Here is a 21,964-nt window from a genome sequence, read left to right on the forward strand (position 1 = left end):
CACGCAGTGCTCGCGGTCGGGGGCGCGCCGTGTCACGCATCGGCGCTCAGTGGCGCGGTTCACGCTCGCGGCCGCGCACCACGGTGCCGGGCTCGGGGTCCCGCGCGGCGGGCTGGGTCGGCGTCACCGTCCGCTGGTCCGGATGCAGCACCATGCCCGTATCGTGTTCGCCTTCGCGGCGCACGCGCACGCGATTCTCGACGTCCTGCACGCCCATGCAGCCGTCGGCCAGATCCTCGATGTCGTGCTTCATCCAGCGGGCCGGCACCGTGCCGTCCAGTTCGACGCGACCGTCGCGTACCTGCACGGTCACGTCGCTCACGTCGATCTCGAGCGCATGCGCGAGCCGCTCGCAGACGTCCTCGCGAATCCGTTCGTCCGAGCGCGTATAGCCCTTCGGCCCGCGGCGATGGCGCAGCGCTTCGCGTTCGGTGTCCCGGCCGAAGCGCGACAGGTCAGGCGCGCTGCCGCCATGGCGCGGATCACCGGGGTCGCGCTCGCCGCCGTACCAGCCCATCCGGTGCTGGCCGCGGAATTCCGGGCGCTCGCCGCCGTACCGGCCTTCGCGGCCTTCCGCGCGGCGACCCGGGTCGCCGTAGCCGCGCTCGGGGGTCCGCGCCGGCTGGCGCGCGCCGCCCGGCCAGTCCGGGTCGGCGGCAGCGCGCCGCGGGTCGACCGGGCGCGCGGCGCGCTCGGTCCATTCGCTGCCCCAGTCTTCCGGGCCCACGTCCTCGCTCGCGAAGCGGCGGTAAGCCGATTCGTAGTCTTCTTCCGGCCACCGTGCGGGGTCGTCCGGGATGCCGCGCTCGCCAGCGCCCCGGTACGCGCGTTCGTTGCGCTCGTGCCAGTCGGGCGGGCCACCGCGCTCGCCGGACCGTCCGGGATATCGTCGTTGCATCGTGTCTCTCCTTGATCGCCTGCGCCGCGCACGGCCCCATGCCGCGGCGCGGCGCGCGTCGGTCGGGTGAATGCAAATCGCGTGCCGGCGACATGGCCGTACCGCGACGGTTGCGCGTCGCAGCGCCGGGAAGCCGTCGGGCGCCCCAATCTGCAACGCGATTGCAGTTTTTGCGTGCCGGGCGTCACGGCGCGCCGCCAGGTTCGTCCGGTTCGTCGGTGCGACCGGGCTCGCTCAGCCGCTCGGTGCGGTCCGGCTCGATGTCGGCGCCTTCCTCGAGCGTCGAGTCGCCGTCCGCCGATGCCCGCTCGCCGGTGCCCGCGCGGTCCGTGTCGCTGCCGAGCGCGGCATCGCCGCGTTCGAGCGCGTGATCGTCGAGCGGCGAATCGACGTCGAACGGATGGCGCCGCGCGCCCGCCGTGTCGCTGCCGCTGTCGGACGAGTCGCTCGGACCGAGCGCGCGGCCGTCGCGGCCGCGGCTCGCGTTGTCGTCGTCCGGGCCGGCCGGTTCGTTGTCGGGATTCAGCGTGCTGTTCATGTCGATCTCCTTGCGTGGCTTGCCGCCGCGCGCGGGGCCGGACGACCGGCGCGCGGCGGATGGACCAGCAGGTCGTGCAATCGGCATGCCGGGCCGGCTACCGCCGGTCGCGCCGGCGCCCATCCCGGCGCACGGCACGGCCGATGCGCGCCCATTGATCAGCCGAATCGAGTTCCTTTATCCTTTCGGACGTGCCAATCGCTCCGTATGGCCGCCGCCGGCGCGTCCGGGGGCGGGCCGGCGACCCGCGGCCGCCCGTATTTCCAACTTGCCGCTCCGATGAAGAAAGACGACGCCGATCTCCAACCGCATCCGCCGCCGCCCGGCTTGTCCGATCCGCGCGACCTGCAGCACCGCTTCGCCGAATTCCGGTTCCAGACCGTGGTGGAGTCGATCACCGACTATGCGGTATTCATGCTCGATCCGTACGGCAACGTCGCGACGTGGAACGCCGGCGCGGCGCGCATCAAGGGCTACGACGCGGCCGAAATCGTCGGTCACCATTTCTCGCTGTTCTATCCGACCGACGCGATCGCGGCCGGCCGGCCGTCGCAGGGGCTCGCGCTGGCCGCCGCGCATGGCCACTTCCAAGACGAGGGCTGGCGCGTGCGCAAGGACGGCACGCAGTTCTGGGCGAGCGTGACGATCACGCCGGTGTACGACGCGACGCACGAGCTGTGCGGCTTCATCAAGATCACGCGCGACATGACCGAGCGCAAGCGGCTCGAGGAGCTCGAAGCATCGACGCAGCGGCTCAGCGTGTTCATCGCGACGCTCGCGCACGAACTGCGCAATCATCTCGCGCCGCTGCGCAATTCGGTCGGCGTGCTGCAGAGCCTGTCCGATCCGCCGCCCGCGCTCGCGCAGTGTCGCGACGCCGTGCACCGCCAGGTCGGGCAACTGACGCGGCTCGTCGACGATCTGCTCGACGTCGGGCGCATCACGGCCGGCAAGATCGAACTCGACGCTCGCCCGGTCAGCGTGCGCGACATCGTGTGCCGCGGCGTCGAGAGCATCCAGCCGAAGCTGGCCGCGCGCGGGCAATGGATCCGCGTCGACCTGCCGGCCGACTCCGTGGTGCTGCACGGCGACGACGCACGGCTCGTCCAAGTGCTGCACAACCTGCTCGACAACGCATCGAAATTCTCGCCGCACGGCGGCCGAATCGACGTCGGTGCGCGAATCGAAGGGCCGTCGGTGGCGATCAGCGTCGTCGATCGCGGCGTCGGCATCGCGCCCGGTGCGCTCGAAACGATCTTCGACCTGTTCGAACAGGAAGATGCACCGGGCCGCTCTCCGTCCGGCGGTTTCGGGCTCGGTCTCGCGATCTGCCGGTCGTTCGTCGATCTGCACGGCGGGCGGATCGTCGCGGAAAGCGACGGGCCCGGCCACGGCGCGACCTTCACGGTCTGGCTGCCGATCGCGCACACGATGCGCGCCGAGCGCGCCGCACTGCCCGCACCGGCCGTGCCTGAACAGCCGGCGGACGCGCCGCTGCGCATCGTCGTCGTCGACGACAACCGCGATTCGGCCGATACGCTCGCGGTGCTGCTGCAGTTGAAAGGGCATGCGCCGCGGGTCGCGTACAACGCGGCCGACGCGCTGGCCCTCGCGCGCGACTACCTGCCGCAGCTGATGCTGCTCGACCTGACGATGCCGGACATCGACGGCTTCACGCTGCTGCAGGAATTGCGCGCGATCGACACGCTGCGCGACACGACCTGCGTCGCGCTGTCGGGCCATGCGCGCGCGTCCGACCTCGCGCGCACCGAACGCGCAGGCTTCGACGACCATCTCGTGAAGCCCGTCGAGATGGCCGTGCTCGATGCGTTGCTGCAGCGCGTCGCGCGGCGGGTTCAGGACACGTCGTAAGCACTCAGGCCATCGCGCGGCACATCGCCGCGCAGGCCTCGCACGCGAGCGCGCAGCGGCGGCAATGCTCGTGCGCATGCCGCGAGCACTCGGCCGCGCACAGGTCGCACGCATGCGCGCACAGCGCGCAAATGCGCGGTGCGAGCCCGCTGCGGCGCGCCATCGCGCCCGATGCGAAGCGGCACAGCTGCGCGCACTCGATGTCGAGCGCAATGCACGCGGCCAGCGCATGCACGTCGCGCTCCGCAAGACAGGATGCCGCACAGGTGTCGCACGCGTGCGCGCAGGCGTCGCACGCGGCCATGCAGTTGTCGTATCGATCGTTCATCGCAATGCTCCCGGTTTCGGTTCGTGTCGTCGTCATGGCGTCAGCTTGACCTTCATCCAGCCCGGCTCGCGCACGTCGAACGCGCGATACGCATCGATCGCGTTCGTCAGCGGCTCGCTGCGCGTGAGCACCGACAGCGGGTCGAACGCGCCGCTGCGCACCAGCTCCACGAGCGGCGGCGTCACCGTCCGGTGATTGCAGTTGCCCATCTTGATCGTCAGGTTGCGGTTCATCGCGTCGCCGATCGGAAACACGCGCGCGGCCGGCGGATACACGCCGATCACCGAGATCGTGCCGGCCTTCGCGACCGCACGCACCGCCCATTGCAGCACCTGCGACGGCCCGTCGCCCGGCACCCAGTTGCGACCGTCCGGCTTGCGGTGCGGCGCGATCGCGTCGACTTCCGCATCGAACGCGCGCGCGGCGTCGCGATCGGCTGCGGCCGGCCCGTGCGTCGCGCGCATCGCGTCGACGCCCACCGCGTCGATCACGCGATCGACGCCGATCCCACCGGTGAGCCGCAGGATCGTATCGACCGGATCGTCCTCGGAAAAATCGACGATCTCGGCGCCCTGCCCGCACGCCATCTCGAGCCGCGACGCGATCCGGTCGATCGCGATCACGCGCCCGGCGCCCATGAGCTTCGCGCTCGCGATCGCGAACTGCCCGACCGGCCCCGCGCCGAACACGGCGACGGTATCGCCCGGCTTCACTTCCGCGAGCTGCGCGCCGAAATAGCCGGTCGGGAAAATGTCCGACATCAGGATCGCGCGATCGTCGTCGATCGCGTCAGGCAGGCGAATCAGGCTCGCATGCGCAAGCGGCGTGCGCGCATATTCGGCCTGTAGCCCGTCGACCGGGCCCGTTTCCGCCGGCCCGCCGAAGAACGAAGTGCCTGCGCGCGGCCCGCCCGGGTTCGCGACGTCGCATTGCGCGGTGTAGCCCGCGCGGCAGTAGGCGCAGCTGCCGCACGCGATCGTCGACGGAATCAGCACGCGATCGCCGCGCCGCAGGTTGCGCACGTCGCGCCCGACCGCCTCGACGATGCCGACGCCCTCGTGGCCGAGGATCGTGCCCGGCTTCATGCCGCCCAGCGTGCCGCGCACCATGTGCAGATCGGTGCCGCAGATCGCGCTGGCGGTCAGGCGCACGACCGCGTCGGTCGCCGCGGAGACTTCCGGATCGGGCACCGTGTCGATGCGAATGTCGCCGATGCCGTGAAATACGACTGCTTTCATGTCAGGCCCTCCTTGTCGAAAGCGGAAACGGTGAATGAGACCGTCGAGCGAATCGAGCAAGGCGTGCGCCTGTGCGGCGCGCCGTGAGGCACGGACAGGAAGCGCTGCGTTTTCGAGGAGGAATCGAGCCGGCGCGTCAGTCCGTCGCCGGGCCGCTGCCGATGCCGCCGTCGCGCGCGTTCGAGATCGCTTCGACGAGCTTCAGTTCGTCGTCGATCGACAGCGTCGTGTCGACCACGTCACCGCCCAGCGGCCCGAGCGCCGCGCTCAACGCGTAGATGTCGACCTGCGTCGCGGCCAGCCCGAGCGAGACGGTGCCGGGGCGCGCCTTGCGCGCGACGCGATCGGTCAGCGCATCGTCGACCGGCCGCTCGCGCCATGCGTCGAGCGACGATTCGATGTGCGCAACGACGCTGTCGAGCAGCGATCCGGATGCCACGCGGCCCGGATCGACTGCATGCGTGCGCAACTGTCCGTCGGTCGAGCACTCGACGATCACGATCCCCGCGAGCGCGACGACGTGCCGGTCGCGCAGCGTGCCGAGTTCGGCCAGCGCGCGACGCGCCGCGTCGAGATCGGGATAGGACAAGACGATTAGCGTGTTCATTCAGCGACTCCAGGCAGTCGAACGGGCGCGCTCAATGCGGCAGCCCGAACGCGGCTTTCAGGCTCGCGACGATCATCTGCATCGCGATCGCCGCGAGAATCATCCCCATCAGGCGCTGCGTGACGGCCGTCACGCGCGGCGACAGGTAGTGGCCGATCAGCGGCGCCGACAGCAGCGACACGGCCAGCAGCACGAGAAACGCGGCCAGCCCGAGCGCGAACGCGAGTTCCTGCCCGGTCGAGACCGCGCCGTGTCCGAGCACGATCATCGTCGCGATCGTGCCGGGGCCGACCAGCAACGGGATCGTCAGCGGGTAGATCGCCACGCTTTCGGCGGCTGCCGGATCGGCGCCTTCGTCGCTGCCCGGCGCATGCTGGCGGCTCGGCGCGCCATGCAGCATCGACAGCGCGATCAACAGCACCAGCAGCCCGCCCGCGAGGCGGAAATCGTCGATCGTCAGGCCGAACGCGCGCAGGATCGCGCCGCCCGCGACGGCCGACACGATGCAGCCGACCGTCACGCCGATCGCGGCCGTCAGCGCGACCTTGCGGCGCACGCCGTCCGCCGCGCCTTCGGTCAGCGACAGGAACACCGGGATGTTCGCGATCGGGTTCATGATCGCGAACAGCGCGGCGAATACCTTGATGGAAAAAGTCAGGTCGAAGGCCACAGGGTCGCTCCCGTCTCGCGCGGCACGTGACACGCCCACGCCGGTTCGTTTTCGATGCGCGGCGCACGCCATGCTGATACGATCCACGCACCACGTTCATCCACGACGGAGGGCCCCGCTCGATGCAAGCCACCGACACTTTCATGGGTCACGAAATTCGCGTCGACGCGACGCGCAACGCGAACGGCGCATGGGTCGCGCAGGTGCGGATCTTCCGCGACGGCGCGCCCGTCGACCTGCCCGCGCCCGAACTCGTCACGCCCGAATGGCTGACGTGCGACGAGGCGCTGCGCGGCGGCATCGACCAGGGGCGCGTGATGATCAAGACGCGCGACCGGTAACGCCACCCGGTTCATCGGCACACGGGCGACCGGCGTCGCGCGATGCACGTCACGCATCGAAATCGAGGTCGCCGATCAGGATCTCGCGATCGCGCTGGGTCCGTGTGCTGAAATCGACCGGCAGCTCCATCTGCCAGCGCTCGATCGTGACCGGCAGCGCCGCGAGATAGCGATCGAAGCGGCTGGGATCGGGCTCGGCCAGCAGGCCGGCGATCGCGTCGTCGCGCCACGCGAGCCGCACGTTCAACCGGTTCGGCAAGCCGACCGTCGACGTGAGGCCGATCACGTCGATGCAGGTCGGGCTGCCCTGCCCGTCGTGCGGCACGACGTCGACCTTCACTTCGCCGGGCTGGTACAGGCCACGCAGGCGCGTCGCGATGCGCGGCGCGAACTCGGTTTCGAAACGGGCGCGGACGTCGGGGTTCATCTTGCCTCCATCAAGGGTTCGGCAGGTGTCGTCTTGCTGCTTTCATGCGGGCGTCATCTGCCGCTCGAGCGCCGCTTCGGCCTTCAGGTTGTCGAGATCGCGAGCGATCGTCACGACCGCGAGCCGCGTGTTGCCGCGCCAGTACGCGATCGAGCAGTCGTGCGCGCCGAGGTCGCCCTCGATCTCGACGCGCTCCCATTGCTCCGCATGCCCGACATAGCGGAGCGTCAGGTCGTAATGCTGGCTCCAGAAAAACGGCACCGCGTCGAACGGCCGCTGCTGGCCGAGCAGGTTGCGCGCCGCGACGATGCCCTGCCGCTCGGCGACGACCCAGTGCTCGACGCGAATCCGCTGGCCCGTCAGCGGATCGGGCCAGCGCGCGATATCGCCGGCCGCATAGATGCCGGGCGCACTCGTCTGCAGGAAGCGGTCGACCGTCACGCCGCGTTCGACCGCGAGCCCGGCGTCCTGCGCAAGTTCGACGTTCGGATGCACGCCGATACCCACCAGCACGACGTCGGCCGGCAGCACGTCGCCGCTCGACAGCGTCACGCTGTCCGGCCCGATCCGCGCGGGCGTCGCGCCGAGATGGAACACCACGCCGTGCGCTTCGTGCAGCGCCTTGATCGTGTCGCCGAGCGCATCGCCGAGCACGCGGCCCATCGGATGCGGATCGGGCGCGACGACGTGCACGTCGAGCCCGCGCGTGCGCAACGCGGCGGCCGCTTCGAGCCCGATGAAGCTCGCGCCGACCACCACGCAGCGGCGCGCGGTTTTCAGCTTGCCGATCAGCGCATCGCAATCGGCGCGAGAGCGCAACGTACACACGTGCGGCAGATCGGCGCCGGGCACGTTCAGCTTGTTCGGCTCGGCGCCGGTCGCGAGCAGCAGCGCGCCGTAGTCGACCCGGCCGCCGTCGGCCAGCTCGACCGACCGCTGCGCGGGATCGATGCGCGTGACCCGCGTATTGCAGCGCACGTCGATCCGCTGCTCGGCATAGAACGACGGCGCACGCAGCGGCAACCAGTCGGCTTGCGCCGTGCCCGCGAGGTAATCCTTCGACAGATTCGGCCGGTCGTACGGCGGATCGGCATCGGCGCTCAGCAGCGTGATCGCGTGCGGATAGCCTTCCTGCCGCAGCGTCACGGCCGCCGCGATCGCAGCGGCGCCGCCGCCGACGATCACGACCGACGCGGGCAGCCCGGCTGCCTTCAGCGCGGGCGGCACGGCGGCCGGCCGCGCATCGACGACGACCGCGCGGCCGTCGCGCCGCTCGACGCGCCAGCACGGCAGCCCGTCGAGTGCCGGCGCGCGCTCCATCGCGCCGGTGCGCAGGCAGAACGCCGCGTGATGCCACGGGCAGCGAATCGTGTCGCCGACCAGCAGGCCCTCGGCCAGCGGGCCGCCATAGTGCGGGCATTGCGCGCCCACCGCGAACAGCTCGTCGCCGCGACGCACGAGCAGCACCGCCGCGTCGCCGACATGGCCCTCGATCATCGCGCCGTCGGCGAGATCGTCGAGCGCGACCCCCTGCGTGAGGTCGGGGCGTGAGGACGCATCACTTCCAGTCATGACGTGGCTCCCGAAAAGTCAGGTAACGATCCCATTATCGACATCCCTCCTGAAAAGAACAGGTACAGACGCCCCGCAGCGCACGCAAACCCGGACTGTAGCTTGTACGCGATCCATGACCGGCGTAGAACGTGATCAACGTTGCGGCGCAACACGGCGGCCGCCTGCGAGGCGCACGACGCGACCCGCGCAAGCCGCGTGCCGCCTTCACCCGTCAAAGGAGCACTACCCGATGGCCACCGTCCTGTGCGTGCTCTACCCCGATCCCGTCGACGGCTATCCGCCGCGCTACGTGCGCGACGCGATCCCGGTCGTCACGCACTACGCGGACGGCCAGACCGCGCCGACACCGGCCGGCCCGCTTGGCTTCCGGCCCGGCGAGCTCGTCGGCTCGGTGTCCGGCGCGCTCGGCTTGCGCGGCTATATGGAAGCGCACGGCCACACTCTGATCGTCACGAGCGACAAGGACGGCCCCGACTCCGAATTCGAGCGCCGGCTGCCCGAAGCGGACGTGGTGATTTCGCAGCCGTTCTGGCCCGCGTACCTGAGCGCCGAACGGATCGCCCGCGCGCCGAAGCTGAAGCTCGCGCTGACGGCCGGCATCGGCTCCGATCACGTCGACCTGGATGCGGCCGCACGCGCGCACATCACCGTTGCCGAAGTCACCGGCTCGAACAGCATCAGCGTCGCCGAGCACGTGGTGATGACGACGCTCGCGCTGGTGCGCAACTACCTGCCGTCGCATGCGATCGCGCAGCAGGGCGGCTGGAACATCGCCGACTGCGTGGCGCGCAGCTACGACATCGAAGGGATGCATTTCGGCACGGTCGGCGCGGGGCGCATCGGCCTCGCGGTGCTGCGCCGGCTGCAACCGTTCGGCCTGCATCTGCACTACACGCAGCGCCATCGGCTCGATGCGTCGATCGAGCAGGCGCTCGCGCTCACGTATCACGCCGATGCGGCGTCGCTCGCGAGCGCCGTCGATATCGTCAACCTGCAGATTCCGCTGTACCCGTCCACCGAGCGGCTGTTCGACGCGGCGATGATCGCGCGGATGAAGCGCGGCGCGTACCTGATCAACACCGCACGCGCGAAACTGGTCGACCGCGATGCCGTGGTGAATGCCGTCACGTCCGGCCATCTCGCCGGCTACGGCGGCGACGTGTGGTTTCCGCAGCCGGCGCCGGCCGATCATCCGTGGCGTACGATGCCGTTCAACGGGATGACGCCGCACATCTCGGGCACGTCGTTGTCGGCGCAGGCGCGCTATGCGGCCGGCACGCTGGAGATCCTGCAATGCTGGTTCGACGGCAAGCCGATCCGCAACGAATACCTGATCGTCGACGGCGGCACGCTCGCCGGCACGGGCGCGCAATCGTACCGGCTGACGTGACGCCGCGCGCCGCGTTCGGCCGCGCGGTCAGTCGAGGCAGGATGCGGCGAGCTTGCCGACGGTGACGACCGCGCGCTCGATCTCCGGCGACCACGGGCTGCTGTAGTTCAGGCGGATGAAATTCCGGTAGCTGTCCGCGATCGAGAACATGTAGCCCGGCCCGATCGTGATCCCCTGCTCCAGCGCGAGCTGATACAGCCGCATCGCATCGACCTGCACCGGCAGCTCGATCCACAGCACGTAGCCGCCCGCCGGGCTCGAAATGCGCGTGCCTTCCGGAAAGAACCGCGACACCATCGCGCGCATCAGGTTCGCCTGCTGTGCATAGGCCTTGCGAATCCGCCGCAGGTGATGCTCGTAGCCGTCGCGTTCGAGAAACTCCGCGATCGCCAGTTGCGGCAACGACGGCGTCGCCAGCGTATTCAGGAACTTCAGCTTCTCGACCTGTTCGCGGTAGCGGCCCGGCAGCGCCCAGCCGATCCGGTACGCGGCCGTCAGGCTCTTCGAGAACGACGCGCAATGCAGCACGATGCCTTGGCGGTCGAACGATTTCAGCGTGCTCGGATGCATGTTGCCGAAATACAGTTCGTTGTACACGCCGTTCTCGATGATCGGCATCCCGGACTTGGTTGCGAACTCAACCAGTTCGCGCTTGCGCTCGTCCGGCATCTGGAAACCCAGCGGGTTCTGGAAGTTCGGCATCACCATGCACGCGGCGATCGGCTGCGATTTCGCGATCGCGGCCAGCGCCGCGATGTCGATCCCGTATTCCGGATGCGTGGCCACCTCGATCGCCTTCATCCCCATCCGTTCGATCGCGTGCAGCATCGCGTAGAACGTCGGCGATTCCACCGCGATCGTGTCCCCCGGCTTCGCGACCGCCTGCAGGCACAGGTTGATCGCCTCCGTCGCGCCGACCGTCACGATGATCTCGTTCGGGTCCACCGACATCCCGTTTTCCAGGTAGCGGCGCGCGATCTGCCGGATCAGCCTCGGATGGCCCGGCGGCAGCCCGTCGGTCACGCCCCACAGCGACTTGTCGCGGCCGGCCGCGTACGCGTAGCGGTTCAGCTTCTCGAACGGAAACAGGCTCGGGTCCGGATACGGCGAGCCGAGCGGCACCGCGTCGTCCGTGCCGATCGAGCGCAGCGTCGACAGCACGAGCCGGCTCACGTCCACCGACGACGAGATCGCGATCGGCTTCGACGGCCGCAGCTCGCGCACCGGCGCGTGGCTGTCGTCGCGCCGCAGGTTCACGAAATAGCCCGACTGCGGCCGGCTTTCCAGCAGCCCGCGGCTTTCCAGCAGCAGATACGCATGCAGCACCGTCGTGATGCTGATCCGGTGCTGCTGGCTCGCCTGCCGCACCGACGGCACACGGTCGCCGTGTCGATATACCCCTTGCCGAATGAGTCGCTCTACGTCGTTCGCAAATTTCTCGTAGAGCTTCATCCGCCTCGCCCCGCCAGCGATGAACCGGCCTGCGCCGCATGGGCGGCGCGGCCGCGCCGACGCACGAAGCCGGATAGCCGTCGCCGGGTGCGGGTGTCCCGGTTCGAACCTCGTCCGTTACCGAAATTGAAGGCGGATAGCAATGCGAATCTCATCAAGACAAGGTTCGGCATCCTACTGCGTCATTTCGGCGAATGTAAGTGACAGTTTGGCGGGGAAACGTCAAATCCGGCCGGCGTGGTGAACAGATGATGCGAAGGCGACGGCGCGGCCGCGCGCGATCGCACGGCAGCCGTTCGTCCGGCGCACGTCACGATGTATTGCGGTAGCAGAGGGAGCGGCGGTGAAGCGCAGCCCGGCCATGCGCGGGCCCGCTCGCCCTCACGCGTCGTCGACGTTGTCCGCGTAGTGGTCGATCGCGACCTTGCACTCGTCGAACACCACCGTCAGCAGCGCGACGTCGTTCGACTCGAGCCACTTGCGGATCTGCAGGAACTGGCTCGTGCCGAGATCGGCGAGGCGGCCCGGATCGTCGGTCGTCACGTCGACGCTCGCGATCGCGCGGTTGCCGGGCAGCGGCGATAGCGTCGCCGCGATGTCGAAGCGGCGGTACGATTGATCGATGCGCATGCGGTTCTCCCGGCTCGGTTCGAAAAGGGGTGGGCTCAGTCGAGCGTCTGGCGAAACACCTTGCCGCCGAATCCCGTCACGACGTTGTCGACCGAGAACGGCGTGTCCTCCCTCGCTTCGAGAATGACCGCGACGCTGCCGGGCACGAGCCGCGCCGCGACCGTCTCGACGAACGTGCCGTCGAGCAGCGCGTTGCCGGCCGCCTGCGCGAGAATGCCGGCGCCCGCGCCGGCCGCCATGCCGGTCACCACGCCGAGCGGCCCGGCGAGCAGGCCGAGCAAGCCGCCCGCGATCGCGCCGATCACCCCGCCCTTGAACGGCCGCGATTCGGCGTCGAGCACCGCGAGCTTGCCGTTCGCGTCCTTCTCGACGACGACGCCGTTCTCGATGTGGAATCCTTCGTTCTTCTCCGACAGCGCGTCGAAATCGTTCGCAGCCTGACGAGCCGTCTCGACGCTGCCGAACACGGCGACGATCAATTGCCTGGTCATGCGACACCTCGCTTGATTGAATGGTGGGGGAACCGCCGCACCGCGCACGACGCGCCGGGGTTCGCTTCGAATGCCGCCCGGGCCGCGTTACTTGCGAGCATGCACGTCGTCCTCGACATCGTCGACGTCCGCCGGAAAGCGATGCTGGCCGAAGCTCAGGATCAGCACGCCGACCGCGAGCAGCACGATCCCGAAGGTCGTCATCAGCATGCGCTCGGGGCTGTCGGTCGCGCCGCGCAGGATCAGGTCGCGCGCGAGCGACGTCATCGCGATGAACAGCGGAAACCGCACCGGCAACCGGCCGAGCCGCAGGTAGCGCAGATCCATCGCGAGCACTTCCAGATACAGGAACATCAACAGCAGGTCGGTCAGCGACACTTCGCCCGCGAGCACGACCTTCCACGCTTCCTGCGTCATCGCGAACGCAGTCGCCAGCCCGATCACGACCAGCCCGGCCAGCTCGGCCGCGTGAAGGAAATGGCCGAAGCGGCGACGGATGCGCTCGGCGGCCGTATCGGCGGATGCAGTGGACGTATTCAAGGTGTGAGCCGGTGTAGTGTCGTGGGCGCGGCGATCGATGCTCCGTCGCCGCAACGGGGGGGCTCGGGCAACGGAAAGCCCGCGACGGGCGAACGGGAACCCGTTGCGCACGCCTCTGCTCCGCTCGCGCCGGTCGCCTGCGCGACCGCGGACAGCGTGCGCCGGCAACACGCGTAAAACGCGACGCCGGCCTCGGTGCAGACGACATCGTCGCCCGCGCGCTCCAGCAACAACCGGCAGCCGAGATAGCGTTCGAGGCCGTCGAGCCGCGCGCCGACCTGCGCGACGTCGAGCTTCAGATCGGACGCCGCGCCGGACAGCCCGCCGTGCTCGACGATTGCACCGAAAATACGCATCGCTTCCAAAAGGTTCATCATGATGGCCGTCGTCGAGCGGAGCGAACCTAATCTACTGCACGCGACACGCACGCTCAAGAGCACAGCGCCGCGCGCGCCAGGAGTACAGCTGCGCGGGCGCCGCACAAAATCCGGCCCGGTTTGACCCATTCGAATGACAGATCGTCGATACGTGTTCCAAAGACCCGCCGAAGCTGCTAGATTGCATGCTCGACGACGTTACGCGGTGCGAGCAGCCCCACGCGCCGGGCGAACGCGCGGCCACCCCGTCCGCCTCCCCGTCGCGCCGGGAGCCGGCCGCCGCCGCTGCGGCCCGTTGCGCGATGCCCGCGCAACGTCCTTCATCCGGATGTCACAAAGAGAACCGTCGCATGACACAGTTCAACCGTTCGCCTTCGCGCGCCGCGGCTGCCGCGGCCCGTCCGTCCCGACATGACTGACCGGCAGGCCGCGATGCAGACCACTCCTCCCCCGCTCTCCCAGGCCGTTCACAGCACGATCACGCGCAGCGCGATCTTTCTCGTGGCGACGATCAATCCCGGCGCCGATCACGCCGACACGATCCGTTCGTGGTGCGGCGACATCGCCGCGCTCGTGCGCTCGGTCGGCAAGCGCGTGCCGGGCGGCAATCTCACCTGCGTGTGCGGCTTCGGCTCCGACGCATGGGATGCGCTGTTCGGCGAGCCGCGCCCCGCGTCGCTGCATCCGTTCCGGGAATTCGGCGCCGGCCAGCGCGTCGCGGTCGCGACGCCCGGCGACATCCTGCTGCACATCCGCGCCGAAGCGATGGACCTGTGCTTCGAACTCGCGACGCAACTGCTCGGCGCGCTCGGCGACGCGGTCACGGTCGTCGACGAGGTGCACGGCTTCCGCAATTTCGACCAGCGCGCGATGATCGGCTTCGTCGACGGCACCGAGAACCCGGAAGGCCGCGAGGCGGTCGACTTCACGGTGATCGGCGACGAAGATGCCGAATTCGCGGGCGGCAGCTACGTGCTCGTGCAAAAGTACCTGCACGACATGGCCGGCTGGAACGCGCTCGCGGTCGAGACGCAGGAGCGCATCATCGGCCGGACCAAGTTGTCCGACATCGAACTCCCGCCGGACGTGAAGCCGTCGTGCTCGCACAGCTCGCTGACCACGCTCGACGAGGACGGTCAGGAAGTGAAGATCCTGCGCGACAACATGCCGTTCGGGCGCCCGGGCGCCGGCGAATTCGGCACTTATTTCATCGGCTATGCGCGCTCGCCGGCGCCGATCGAGCAGATGCTCGAGAACATGTTCGTCGGCCGGCCGCCCGGCAACTACGACCGCCTGCTGGACTACAGCCGCGCGGTCACCGGCTCGCTGTTCTTCGTGCCGTCGGCCGACCTGCTCGAAGCGCTCGCCGACCGCCCGGCGCCGCCCGCCGAAGCCATCCAAACGGAATCCACGCCGTCCGCGCCTTCCGCCCCGCGTCGCGACGGCTCGCTGAACATCGGCTCGCTGAAAGGAACCCCGACCTATGAATAACCTGCACCGCGAACTCGCTCCGATCTCGTCGTCCGCCTGGGAACAAATCGAGGAGGAAGTGGCGCGCACCTTCAAGCGCTCGGTGGCCGGCCGCCGCGTCGTCGACGTCGACGGCCCCGAGGGCCCCGAACTGTCGGCCGTCGGCACCGGGCACCTGCTCGACGTCGCCGCGCCGCGCGAGCACGTGAACGCACGGTTGCGCGAAGTACGCACCATCGTCGAGCTGACGGTGCCGTTCGAGCTGAGCCGCGACGCGATCGACAGCGTCGAGCGCGGCGCGCGCGACGCCGACTGGCAGCCGGCGAAGGAAGCCGCGCAGCGGCTCGCATTCGCCGAAGACAACGCAATCTTCGACGGCTACCCGGCAGCCGGCATCGTCGGCATCCGCGAAGGCACGTCGAACCGCCGGCTCACGCTGCCGGCGGACGTCGGCGCATACCCGGACGCGATCAGCGACGCACTCGAAGCGCTGCGCCTCGCCGGCGTCGACGGCCCGTACTCGGTCGTGCTCGGTTCGGACGCGTACACCGCGCTCAGCGAAGCGCGCGACCAGGGCTATCCGGTCCTCGGCCATATCAAACGCATCGTCAGCGGCGAGATCATCTGGGCGCCGGCGATCAGCGGCGGCTGCGTGCTGTCCACGCGCGGCGGCGACTACGAGCTGCACCTCGGGGAAGACGTGTCGATCGGCTACACGAGCCACACCGACAAGAGCGTTCGCCTGTACCTGCGCGAGACCTTCACGTTCCTGATGCTGACGAGCGAAGCATCGGTGGCCGTGGCTCCGCAGGGCAACGCGGCCGCCTGAGCGCGGTTGCCCGCGCGCGATGCCCGGCCGGGCGTCGCGCGCGACGGCCGCACCGCCGGCCGCAGGCTCGTCGCCGATCCAGCCCATCTTGCATGGAGGATGTCATGAGCGAATCGAATGACGCATTACAGGCGCTGCAGGCGTCCGTCGCTTCCTTGAAGCAGACGGTCGACGCGAACGCAGGCAGCCAGGCCGGCGACACCGCCGTGCTGTTTACCGTCGTGTCGCTGATGCTGGCCGAACTGCCGCCCGACACGCGCAACCTGATCGAGGATTCGTTCTCCGTCTGGGCCAATGGTCTGCCGAATGCGGCACTCTCGTCCGACGTGAAGCAAATCGCCCGGCAACGGCTCGCGATGAACCTGTCGGACTGATCGCGGTTCGCGACGGTTGCGCGATGTCCGGCGCATCCCGTGCAACCCGTCCTCGCCTTCGCCGGCCCCCCGCCACGCATCGGCTGCGGTGCGTGCGGAGCCGGCCGTAACCGCCGCGCGCCCGCACCGCGCGTCGCACGCCGTCTTGCGTCCGGCCCCGCGTCCCGTCTCCCCGGTTCGCCGGCTGCCGGCGCCCTGCGCGCCGATGCCGCACCGCGCGCCGTTCGCGCGCCGCCCCTTCCCGTTCCCTTCCACCGCAGGCCGCATGCGCCGCGCACGCCCGCGCCGCGGCGCGCTTGCCCCTCTGTACTCCTTGTCGCCGGATCGCGCGCGCATGTGAGGGTGCAATTCACGGCCGGCCCGGCATGGAACTGTGTCTTGGATGGCCCGTGCCGATTCGCTATTTTGAACGCAGTCGAAGCGATGCCGTGGGCTCCTCGCAGCACTCGCGCTTCCCGCCCCGACCGCGACCGTGCGCCACGCCGGCGCGCGCCGCGCGAACGCACTGGTGCCGCACGCGCGCCGCCGCGATGCGTGTCGTGCGCGTCGTGCGTGCGCGGTCGGAACGCGCGGGCGCCGCACCGCATCGGGCTTCACCCTTCGACCCACCTTCACCGACAGGAGCCAGACCACCATGCCCGCACTTTGCGATATCTGTCACGCCCGGCCGGCCGTCGCGCGCGCAACCGTGATGCAGGACGGCGAGCGCAAGACGATCTCGATCTGCGACTACCACTTCCGTCAGTTGATGCGGCATCAAAGCATGCTGAATCCGTTCGATTCGCTGCTGGGCGGTGGCGGCCCGTCGCTGTTCGGCGGGCTCGGCGACGAATCGCCGCTCGCCGCCGAGATTCCGCGCGAATCGGTCGACCCGACCGACGCGTTCAGCGAACAGACGCTCGAACTGCTGCAGCGCGCGGCCGAGAAGGCGCATGAACTGCGTCGCAGCGAACTCGATTCCGAGCACCTGCTGTACGCGCTCGCGGACACCGACGTCTGCGCCGCGCTGCTGAAGGAACTGAAGCTGTCGCCGCAGGACATCCGCGCGTACATCGACGAGCACGCGCACACCGGCACGGCCGACCCCGATGCGCCGCTCGACAAGCTGTCGATCTCGCCGCGCGTGAAGAAGGCCGTGCAGTACGCGTTCCAGGCGTCGCGCGATCTCGGCCACTCGTACATCGGCCCCGAGCATCTGCTGATCGGGCTCGCGTCGGTGCCGGACAGCGTCGCCGGCACGCTGCTGAAGAAATACGGCGTGACGCCCGAGGCGCTGCGCCAGAAGGTCGTGAAGGTGGTCGGCAAGGGCGCGGAGGACGGCCGCGTCGATGCGCCGACCGGCACGCCGAACCTCGACAAGTTCGGCCGCGACCTGACCGCGATCGCGCGCCAGGGCAAGCTCGACCCGGTGCTCGGCCGCGCGCAGGAAATCGAGAGCACGATCGAGGTGCTCGCGCGCCGCAAGAAGAACAACCCGGTGCTGATCGGCGAGCCGGGCGTCGGCAAGACGGCGATCGTCGAAGGCCTCGCGCAGCGGATCGTCAACGGCGACGTGCCGGAAGTGCTGCGCGACAAGCGGCTCGTCGAGGTCAACATCAACTCGATGGTGGCCGGCGCGAAGTATCGCGGCGAATTCGAGGAACGCGCGAAGCAGCTGATCGACGAAGTGACCGCGAAGCAGGACGAACTGATCCTGTTCATCGACGAGCTGCACACGATCGTCGGCGCGGGCCAGGGCGGCGGCGAAGGCGGCCTCGACATCGCGAACGTGCTGAAGCCCGCGCTCGCGCGCGGCGAGCTGAGCCTGATCGGCGCGACGACACTCAACGAATACCAGAAGTACATCGAGAAGGACGCCGCGCTCGAACGCCGTTTCCAACCCGTGTTCGTGCCGGAGCCGAGCGTCGAGCAGACGATCGTGATCCTGCGCGGGCTGCGCGACAGCCTCGAGGCGCACCACCAGGTGACGTTCGCCGACGACGCGTTCGTCGCGGCCGCCGAATTCGCCGACCGCTACATCACGTCGCGCTTCCTGCCCGACAAGGCGATCGACCTGATCGACCAGGCGGCCGCACGCGTGCGGATCGGCGCGACGTCGCGCCCGGTCGACATCCAGGAAGGCGAAGCGCAGATCGCGCAACTGAAGCGCGAGCAGGACTATGCGACCTCGCGCAAGCGCTTCGACGAAGCGAAGCAGTTCGAGGAGCAGATCAACGCGAAGCAGAAGGCCGTCGACGAGATGATGGAGGCGTGGCAGCGCAAGACCGGCTCGGAGACGCTCGAGGTGACCGTCGAATCGGTGGCCGAGGTCGTGTCGCGGCTGACCGGCATCCCCGTGTCCGAACTCACGCAGGAAGAACGCCAGAAGCTGCTGAAGATGGAGGAGCAACTGCGCGAACGCGTGGTCGGCCAGAGCGATGCGGTGGTCGCCGTCAGCGATGCCGTGCGGCTGTCGCGCGCGGGGCTCGGCCAGACCCATCGGCCGATCGCGACGTTCCTGTTCCTCGGGCCGACGGGCGTCGGCAAGACCGAGCTCGCGAAAGCACTGGCCGAGACCGTGTTCGGCGACGAGCAGGCGATCATCCGCATCGACATGTCCGAATACATGGAGCGCCACGCGGTCGCGCGGCTGATCGGCGCACCGCCCGGCTACGTCGGCTACGACGAAGGCGGCCAGCTCACCGAGCGTGTGCGGCGCCGCCCGTACAGCGTGATCCTGCTCGACGAGATCGAGAAGGCGCATCCGGACGTCTACAACGTGCTGCTGCAGGTGTTCGACGATGGGCGTCTCACCGACGGCAAGGGCCGCGTGGTCGATTTCAGCAACACGATCATCATCGCGACCAGCAATCTCGGCGCGGCGATCATCATGGACAACCTCACGCAGCCGGAAGCCGCGCGCAAGACCGACAAGGCGATCCGCGAGGAACTGATGCAGGTGCTCAAGGGGCACTTCCGTCCCGAGTTCCTGAACCGGATCGACGAGGTGATCGTCTTCCACGCGCTGTCGAAGGACAACATCCGCTCGATCGTGCAGATCCAGCTCGACCGCGTGGTGCGCACGGCCGCCGCGCAGGACATCACGCTCGTGATGGGCGACTCGCTCGTCGACCATCTGACCGAAGTCGGCTACCAGCCGGAATTCGGCGCGCGCGAGCTGAAGCGCCAGATCCGCCAGACGATCGAGACGCGGCTCGCGAAGGAGATCCTCGCCGACCGGCTGAAGTCGGGCGACAAGTGCGAGGTCGACTACGACAAGAACAGCGACGAAGTGAAGTTCAACACGCTCGCGGCACCGGAAGCGAAGGACGCGAAGCCGGACGCCGACGGCAAGGCCAAACCCAACGGCAAGGCCGCCAAGGCAGCAGCAGACGCGAAGCAGGACGACACGCCCGCCGACGCTCCGCCGCCCGCGGCGAAGCCCGGCAAGAAGTCGTCCGGCGCGAAAAAGGACGCACACTAAAACAACGCATGCCCTGCAACCCGGGGCATGCATGACCGGCTCCGTCCGCCGGACGGAGCCGCCCCACGCCGCGACACGGCGCAACCGAGCCACCCGCACCGGGCCCGGCTATTGGAGATTCACCATGACAAATCGACGCGAAGTGCCAGGCATCAGGAAATACGATGGGCCCGCCGGCGGTTGGGGCGCGCTTCGCGCGACAGCCGATGCGGTGCGCACGCAAATGGAAACCATCGAGGCGCCGATCGTGCTGATGCGGACCAACCAGCCCGACGGCTTCGACTGCCCCGGCTGCGCGTGGCCCGACAAGGAACACAAGTCGACGTTCCAGTTCTGCGAGAACGGCGCGAAGGCCGTCACGTGGGAAGCGACGACCAAGCGCGTGACGCCCGAGTTCTTCGCGGCGAACACCGTGTCGTCGCTGCTGCGCATGTCGGACTACGAACTGGAGAACATGGGCCGGCTCACGCATCCGCTCGTCTACGACCGCGCGACCGACACGTTCCGCGCGATCGAATGGGACGACGCGTTCGCGCGCATCGGCGAAGTGCTGCGCGCGCTGCCGCCCGAGCAGGTCGAGTTCTATACGTCGGGCCGCGCGTCGAACGAAGCCGCGTACCTGTACCAGCTGTTCGCGCGCGAGCTCGGCACCAACAACTTTCCCGACTGCTCGAACATGTGCCACGAACCGACCAGCGTCGGCCTGCCGCAGTCGATCGGTATCGGCAAGGGCACCGTGTCGCTGGAGGATTTCGACCACTGCGAGCTGATCATCTCGATCGGCCACAATCCCGGCACGAACCATCCGCGGATGATGGGCACGCTGCACGAGTGCGCGCGCCGCAACGTGCCGATCATCGTGTTCAACCCGCTGCGCGAACGCGCGCTCGAACGCTTCGCCGATCCGCAGGACATGATCGAGATGGCGTCGTTCGGCTCCACGCGGATCGCGTCGACGTACTACCAGGTCGACGCGGGCGGCGACGCGGCCGCGCTGAAAGGCATCATGAAGGCGCTGCTGAAACTCGAAGCCGAGCAAGGCAACGTGCTCGACCGCGACTTCATCGCGCAGCACACCAACGGCTTCGACGCATTCTCGGCCGATCTCGAGGCGACGTCGTGGGACGACATCGAACGCGCGAGCGGCTTGAGCCAGGCGCAGCTCGAACAGGTCGCGCTCGCGTATGCGAAGTCGAACGCGACGATCGTCACGTACGGGATGGGCGTCACGCAGCACAACAAGGGCACGGCGACCGTGCGCCTGATCGCCGACCTGCTGCTGATGCGCGGCAACATCGGCAAGCCGGGCGCCGGCGTGTGTCCGCTGCGCGGCCATTCGAACGTGCAGGGCAACCGCACGGTCGGCATCACCGAGAAGCCGTCGGCCGAATTCCTGAAGAAGATCGAGGACGTGTGCGGCTTCACGCCGCCCGCGCAGCACGGGCACGACGCCGTGCAGGCGATGCAGGCGATGATCGACGGCACCGCGAAGGCGCTGCTGTGCCTCGGCGGCAACTTCGCGGTCGCGCTGCCCGACCCCGAGGTGTCGTTCCCGGCGATGGCGAAGCTCGACCTGAGCGTGCATCTCGGCACGAAGCTGAACCGTTCGCACCTGCTGGTCGGCAAGGAAACCTTCATCCTGCCGGTGCTCGGCCGCACCGAGCTCGACATGCAGGCCACCGGCCGGCAGTCGATCACCGTCGAGGATTCGATGTCGATGGTCCATGCGTCGGCCGGCAAGCTCAAGCCCGCGTCGGACCAGTTGCGCTCGGAGCCCGCGATCGTCGCGGGCATCGCCCATGCGACGCTGCCGAACAGCAAGGTCGCGTGGCTCGACCTGATCGCCGACTACGACCGCATCCGCGACCTGATCGACAAGACGGTGTCCGGCTTCGAGGCGTTCAACGAGCGGATCCGCACGCCGGGCGGCTTCCGGCTGCCGCTGCCGCCCACCGAGCGCGTGTGGCCGACGCCGACCGGCAAGGCGATGTTCTCGGTCTACAAGGGCGTGAAGGAGGACGCGGACGTGCTCGGCGCCGAGCAGGTGCTGCGGCTGATCACGCTGCGCAGCCACGACCAGTACAACACGACGATCTACGGCCTCGACGATCGCTATCGCGGCGTGTTCGGCCGGCGCGACGTGCTGTTCATGAACGCGGCCGATCTCGCGAAGTACGGGCTCGAACACGGCGACCTCGTCGACATCGAGACGGTGACCGCGTCGGGCCGTACGCTGCGCCTCGAAAAGATCACCGCGATCGAGTACGACATCGCGCCGGGCTCGGTCGGGGCGTACTATCCGGAAGCGAACGTGCTCGTACCGCTCGACTACATCGACAAGGAAAGCGGCACGCCGTCGTACAAGTCGGTGCCGGTGCGCGTCGCGCGCTCGGCGGTGGTCTGATGCCGCGGCAGGCCTGCACCCTGTAGTCCGGCGCTGGCCTGCCCGGTTCC

Annotated in this window: 21 protein-coding genes; 8 read left to right on the forward strand and 13 right to left on the reverse strand. The window is 69.0% G+C overall.

Annotated features, from left to right (window positions below):
• Positions 1-46: 46 nt before the first annotated feature.
• Together KU887_RS33305 and KU887_RS33310 are read right to left on the reverse strand one after the other, a co-directional pair.
• Positions 47-898 carry a BON domain-containing protein gene (locus KU887_RS33305; RefSeq protein ID WP_048987206.1) on the reverse strand — a complete coding sequence of 284 codons (852 nt, stop codon included), beginning with the start codon at positions 896-898 and terminating at the stop codon, positions 47-49.
• 184 nt (positions 899-1,082) lie between these two features.
• A complete protein-coding gene (locus tag KU887_RS33310; protein WP_043205927.1) occupies positions 1,083-1,436 on the reverse strand; it encodes a hypothetical protein in 354 nt (117 codons plus the stop codon).
• A 279-nt stretch (positions 1,437-1,715) separates the two neighbouring features.
• On the opposite strand from KU887_RS33310, the gene KU887_RS33315 reads away from it, so the two are divergent.
• Entirely contained in the window at positions 1,716-3,308 is a 1,593-nt protein-coding gene (locus KU887_RS33315; protein WP_112751569.1) for an ATP-binding protein, read from the forward strand.
• Between the two features lie 4 nt (positions 3,309-3,312).
• On the opposite strand, the gene KU887_RS33320 is transcribed toward KU887_RS33315, so the two are convergent.
• From KU887_RS33320 to KU887_RS33335, 4 genes are all read right to left on the reverse strand, one after another.
• Complete coding sequence (locus KU887_RS33320) at positions 3,313-3,636, reverse strand: four-helix bundle copper-binding protein (protein WP_006498383.1); 324 nt, start codon at positions 3,634-3,636, stop codon at positions 3,313-3,315.
• A gap of 32 nt (positions 3,637-3,668) precedes the next feature.
• Positions 3,669-4,874: a zinc-dependent alcohol dehydrogenase gene (locus tag KU887_RS33325; protein ID WP_034203647.1), complete on the reverse strand. Its 1,206-nt coding sequence runs from the start codon at positions 4,872-4,874 to the stop codon at positions 3,669-3,671.
• Between the two features lie 136 nt (positions 4,875-5,010).
• Positions 5,011-5,481 (reverse strand): membrane protein, encoded by a 471-nt coding sequence (locus tag KU887_RS33330; RefSeq protein WP_034203648.1) that lies wholly within the window; start codon positions 5,479-5,481, stop codon positions 5,011-5,013.
• Positions 5,482-5,512: 31 nt separating this feature from the next.
• On the reverse strand, positions 5,513-6,151 hold the full coding sequence (locus tag KU887_RS33335) for a MarC family protein (RefSeq protein ID WP_006498386.1): 639 nt from the start codon (positions 6,149-6,151) through the stop codon (positions 5,513-5,515).
• A 122-nt stretch (positions 6,152-6,273) separates the two neighbouring features.
• Here KU887_RS33335 and KU887_RS33340 point away from each other — a divergent pair, with 122 nt between their 5' ends.
• Positions 6,274-6,492, forward strand: coding sequence for a DUF6566 family protein (locus KU887_RS33340; protein ID WP_043205930.1), 219 nt, complete (start codon positions 6,274-6,276; stop codon positions 6,490-6,492).
• Between the two features lie 49 nt (positions 6,493-6,541).
• Here the strand turns inward: KU887_RS33340 and KU887_RS33345 are convergent, their stop codons facing one another.
• The gene (locus KU887_RS33345) at positions 6,542-6,919 is read right to left on the reverse strand and encodes a DUF5594 family protein (protein WP_059722845.1); all 378 of its coding nucleotides are present in this window, start codon (positions 6,917-6,919) and stop codon (positions 6,542-6,544) included.
• Positions 6,920-6,961: 42 nt separating this feature from the next.
• Positions 6,962-8,491, reverse strand: coding sequence for an FAD-dependent oxidoreductase (locus KU887_RS33350; RefSeq protein WP_258258527.1), 1,530 nt, complete (start codon positions 8,489-8,491; stop codon positions 6,962-6,964).
• Between the two features lie 232 nt (positions 8,492-8,723).
• Between KU887_RS33350 and KU887_RS33355 the strand changes: the two genes are divergently transcribed.
• Positions 8,724-9,884: an NAD-dependent formate dehydrogenase gene (locus KU887_RS33355; RefSeq protein WP_258258528.1), complete on the forward strand. Its 1,161-nt coding sequence runs from the start codon at positions 8,724-8,726 to the stop codon at positions 9,882-9,884.
• Between the two features lie 27 nt (positions 9,885-9,911).
• Here the strand turns inward: KU887_RS33355 and KU887_RS33360 are convergent, their stop codons facing one another.
• The 5 genes from KU887_RS33360 to KU887_RS33380 form a co-directional block, all read right to left on the reverse strand.
• Positions 9,912-11,336 carry a PLP-dependent aminotransferase family protein gene (locus KU887_RS33360; protein ID WP_043205931.1) on the reverse strand — a complete coding sequence of 475 codons (1,425 nt, stop codon included), beginning with the start codon at positions 11,334-11,336 and terminating at the stop codon, positions 9,912-9,914.
• Between the two features lie 381 nt (positions 11,337-11,717).
• The gene (locus KU887_RS33365) at positions 11,718-11,966 is read right to left on the reverse strand and encodes a hypothetical protein (RefSeq protein WP_006498393.1); all 249 of its coding nucleotides are present in this window, start codon (positions 11,964-11,966) and stop codon (positions 11,718-11,720) included.
• Between the two features lie 35 nt (positions 11,967-12,001).
• Positions 12,002-12,457, reverse strand: coding sequence for a DUF1269 domain-containing protein (locus KU887_RS33370; RefSeq protein ID WP_048989244.1), 456 nt, complete (start codon positions 12,455-12,457; stop codon positions 12,002-12,004).
• An 87-nt stretch (positions 12,458-12,544) separates the two neighbouring features.
• On the reverse strand, positions 12,545-12,997 hold the full coding sequence (locus KU887_RS33375; RefSeq protein ID WP_006498395.1) for a phosphate-starvation-inducible protein PsiE: 453 nt from the start codon (positions 12,995-12,997) through the stop codon (positions 12,545-12,547).
• A complete protein-coding gene (locus KU887_RS33380; protein WP_212137371.1) occupies positions 12,994-13,371 on the reverse strand; it encodes a LysR family transcriptional regulator in 378 nt (125 codons plus the stop codon). Before KU887_RS33380 ends, KU887_RS33375 begins: the two co-directional genes overlap by 4 nt.
• Before the next feature lie 414 nt (positions 13,372-13,785).
• Between KU887_RS33380 and KU887_RS33385 the strand changes: the two genes are divergently transcribed.
• The 5 genes from KU887_RS33385 (at position 13,786) to KU887_RS33405 (ending at position 21,914) form a co-directional block, all read left to right on the forward strand.
• A complete protein-coding gene (locus KU887_RS33385; protein ID WP_006498397.1) occupies positions 13,786-14,865 on the forward strand; it encodes a Dyp-type peroxidase in 1,080 nt (359 codons plus the stop codon).
• Positions 14,858-15,673 (forward strand): family 1 encapsulin nanocompartment shell protein, encoded by an 816-nt coding sequence (locus KU887_RS33390; protein WP_006498398.1) that lies wholly within the window; start codon positions 14,858-14,860, stop codon positions 15,671-15,673. The genes KU887_RS33385 and KU887_RS33390 overlap by 8 nt, the downstream gene beginning before the upstream one ends.
• 104 nt (positions 15,674-15,777) lie before the next feature.
• Positions 15,778-16,047 (forward strand): hypothetical protein, encoded by a 270-nt coding sequence (locus KU887_RS33395; protein ID WP_006498399.1) that lies wholly within the window; start codon positions 15,778-15,780, stop codon positions 16,045-16,047.
• 634 nt (positions 16,048-16,681) lie between these two features.
• Positions 16,682-19,510, forward strand: a complete 2,829-nt coding sequence (locus tag KU887_RS33400; protein WP_059723907.1) for an ATP-dependent Clp protease ATP-binding subunit — start codon at positions 16,682-16,684, stop codon at positions 19,508-19,510.
• Positions 19,511-19,634: 124 nt separating this feature from the next.
• Complete coding sequence (locus KU887_RS33405) at positions 19,635-21,914, forward strand: FdhF/YdeP family oxidoreductase (RefSeq protein ID WP_058903695.1); 2,280 nt, start codon at positions 19,635-19,637, stop codon at positions 21,912-21,914.
• The last annotated feature ends 50 nt before the right edge of the window (positions 21,915-21,964 follow it).

The organism is Burkholderia sp. EMB26, assembly GCF_024730645.1.
Taxonomy (GTDB): domain Bacteria; phylum Pseudomonadota; class Gammaproteobacteria; order Burkholderiales; family Burkholderiaceae; genus Burkholderia; species Burkholderia cenocepacia.

Coding starts and splice junctions, on each gene's coding strand:
- KU887_RS33405 (WP_058903695.1), top strand. CDS start 19,635: ATGACAAATCGACGCGAAGTGCCAGGCATCAGGAAATACGATGGGCCC.
- KU887_RS33360 (WP_043205931.1), bottom strand. CDS start 11,336: ATGAAGCTCTACGAGAAATTTGCGAACGACGTAGAGCGACTCATTCGG.
- KU887_RS33305 (WP_048987206.1), bottom strand. CDS start 898: ATGCAACGACGATATCCCGGACGGTCCGGCGAGCGCGGTGGCCCGCCC.
- KU887_RS33385 (WP_006498397.1), top strand. CDS start 13,786: ATGACTGACCGGCAGGCCGCGATGCAGACCACTCCTCCCCCGCTCTCC.
- KU887_RS33370 (WP_048989244.1), bottom strand. CDS start 12,457: ATGACCAGGCAATTGATCGTCGCCGTGTTCGGCAGCGTCGAGACGGCT.
- KU887_RS33355 (WP_258258528.1), top strand. CDS start 8,724: ATGGCCACCGTCCTGTGCGTGCTCTACCCCGATCCCGTCGACGGCTAT.
- KU887_RS33320 (WP_006498383.1), bottom strand. CDS start 3,636: ATGAACGATCGATACGACAACTGCATGGCCGCGTGCGACGCCTGCGCG.
- KU887_RS33395 (WP_006498399.1), top strand. CDS start 15,778: ATGAGCGAATCGAATGACGCATTACAGGCGCTGCAGGCGTCCGTCGCT.
- KU887_RS33345 (WP_059722845.1), bottom strand. CDS start 6,919: ATGAACCCCGACGTCCGCGCCCGTTTCGAAACCGAGTTCGCGCCGCGC.
- KU887_RS33350 (WP_258258527.1), bottom strand. CDS start 8,491: ATGACTGGAAGTGATGCGTCCTCACGCCCCGACCTCACGCAGGGGGTC.
- KU887_RS33315 (WP_112751569.1), top strand. CDS start 1,716: ATGAAGAAAGACGACGCCGATCTCCAACCGCATCCGCCGCCGCCCGGC.
- KU887_RS33400 (WP_059723907.1), top strand. CDS start 16,682: ATGCCCGCACTTTGCGATATCTGTCACGCCCGGCCGGCCGTCGCGCGC.
- KU887_RS33310 (WP_043205927.1), bottom strand. CDS start 1,436: ATGAACAGCACGCTGAATCCCGACAACGAACCGGCCGGCCCGGACGAC.
- KU887_RS33330 (WP_034203648.1), bottom strand. CDS start 5,481: ATGAACACGCTAATCGTCTTGTCCTATCCCGATCTCGACGCGGCGCGT.
- KU887_RS33325 (WP_034203647.1), bottom strand. CDS start 4,874: ATGAAAGCAGTCGTATTTCACGGCATCGGCGACATTCGCATCGACACG.
- KU887_RS33390 (WP_006498398.1), top strand. CDS start 14,858: ATGAATAACCTGCACCGCGAACTCGCTCCGATCTCGTCGTCCGCCTGG.
- KU887_RS33365 (WP_006498393.1), bottom strand. CDS start 11,966: ATGCGCATCGATCAATCGTACCGCCGCTTCGACATCGCGGCGACGCTA.
- KU887_RS33380 (WP_212137371.1), bottom strand. CDS start 13,371: ATGAACCTTTTGGAAGCGATGCGTATTTTCGGTGCAATCGTCGAGCAC.
- KU887_RS33340 (WP_043205930.1), top strand. CDS start 6,274: ATGCAAGCCACCGACACTTTCATGGGTCACGAAATTCGCGTCGACGCG.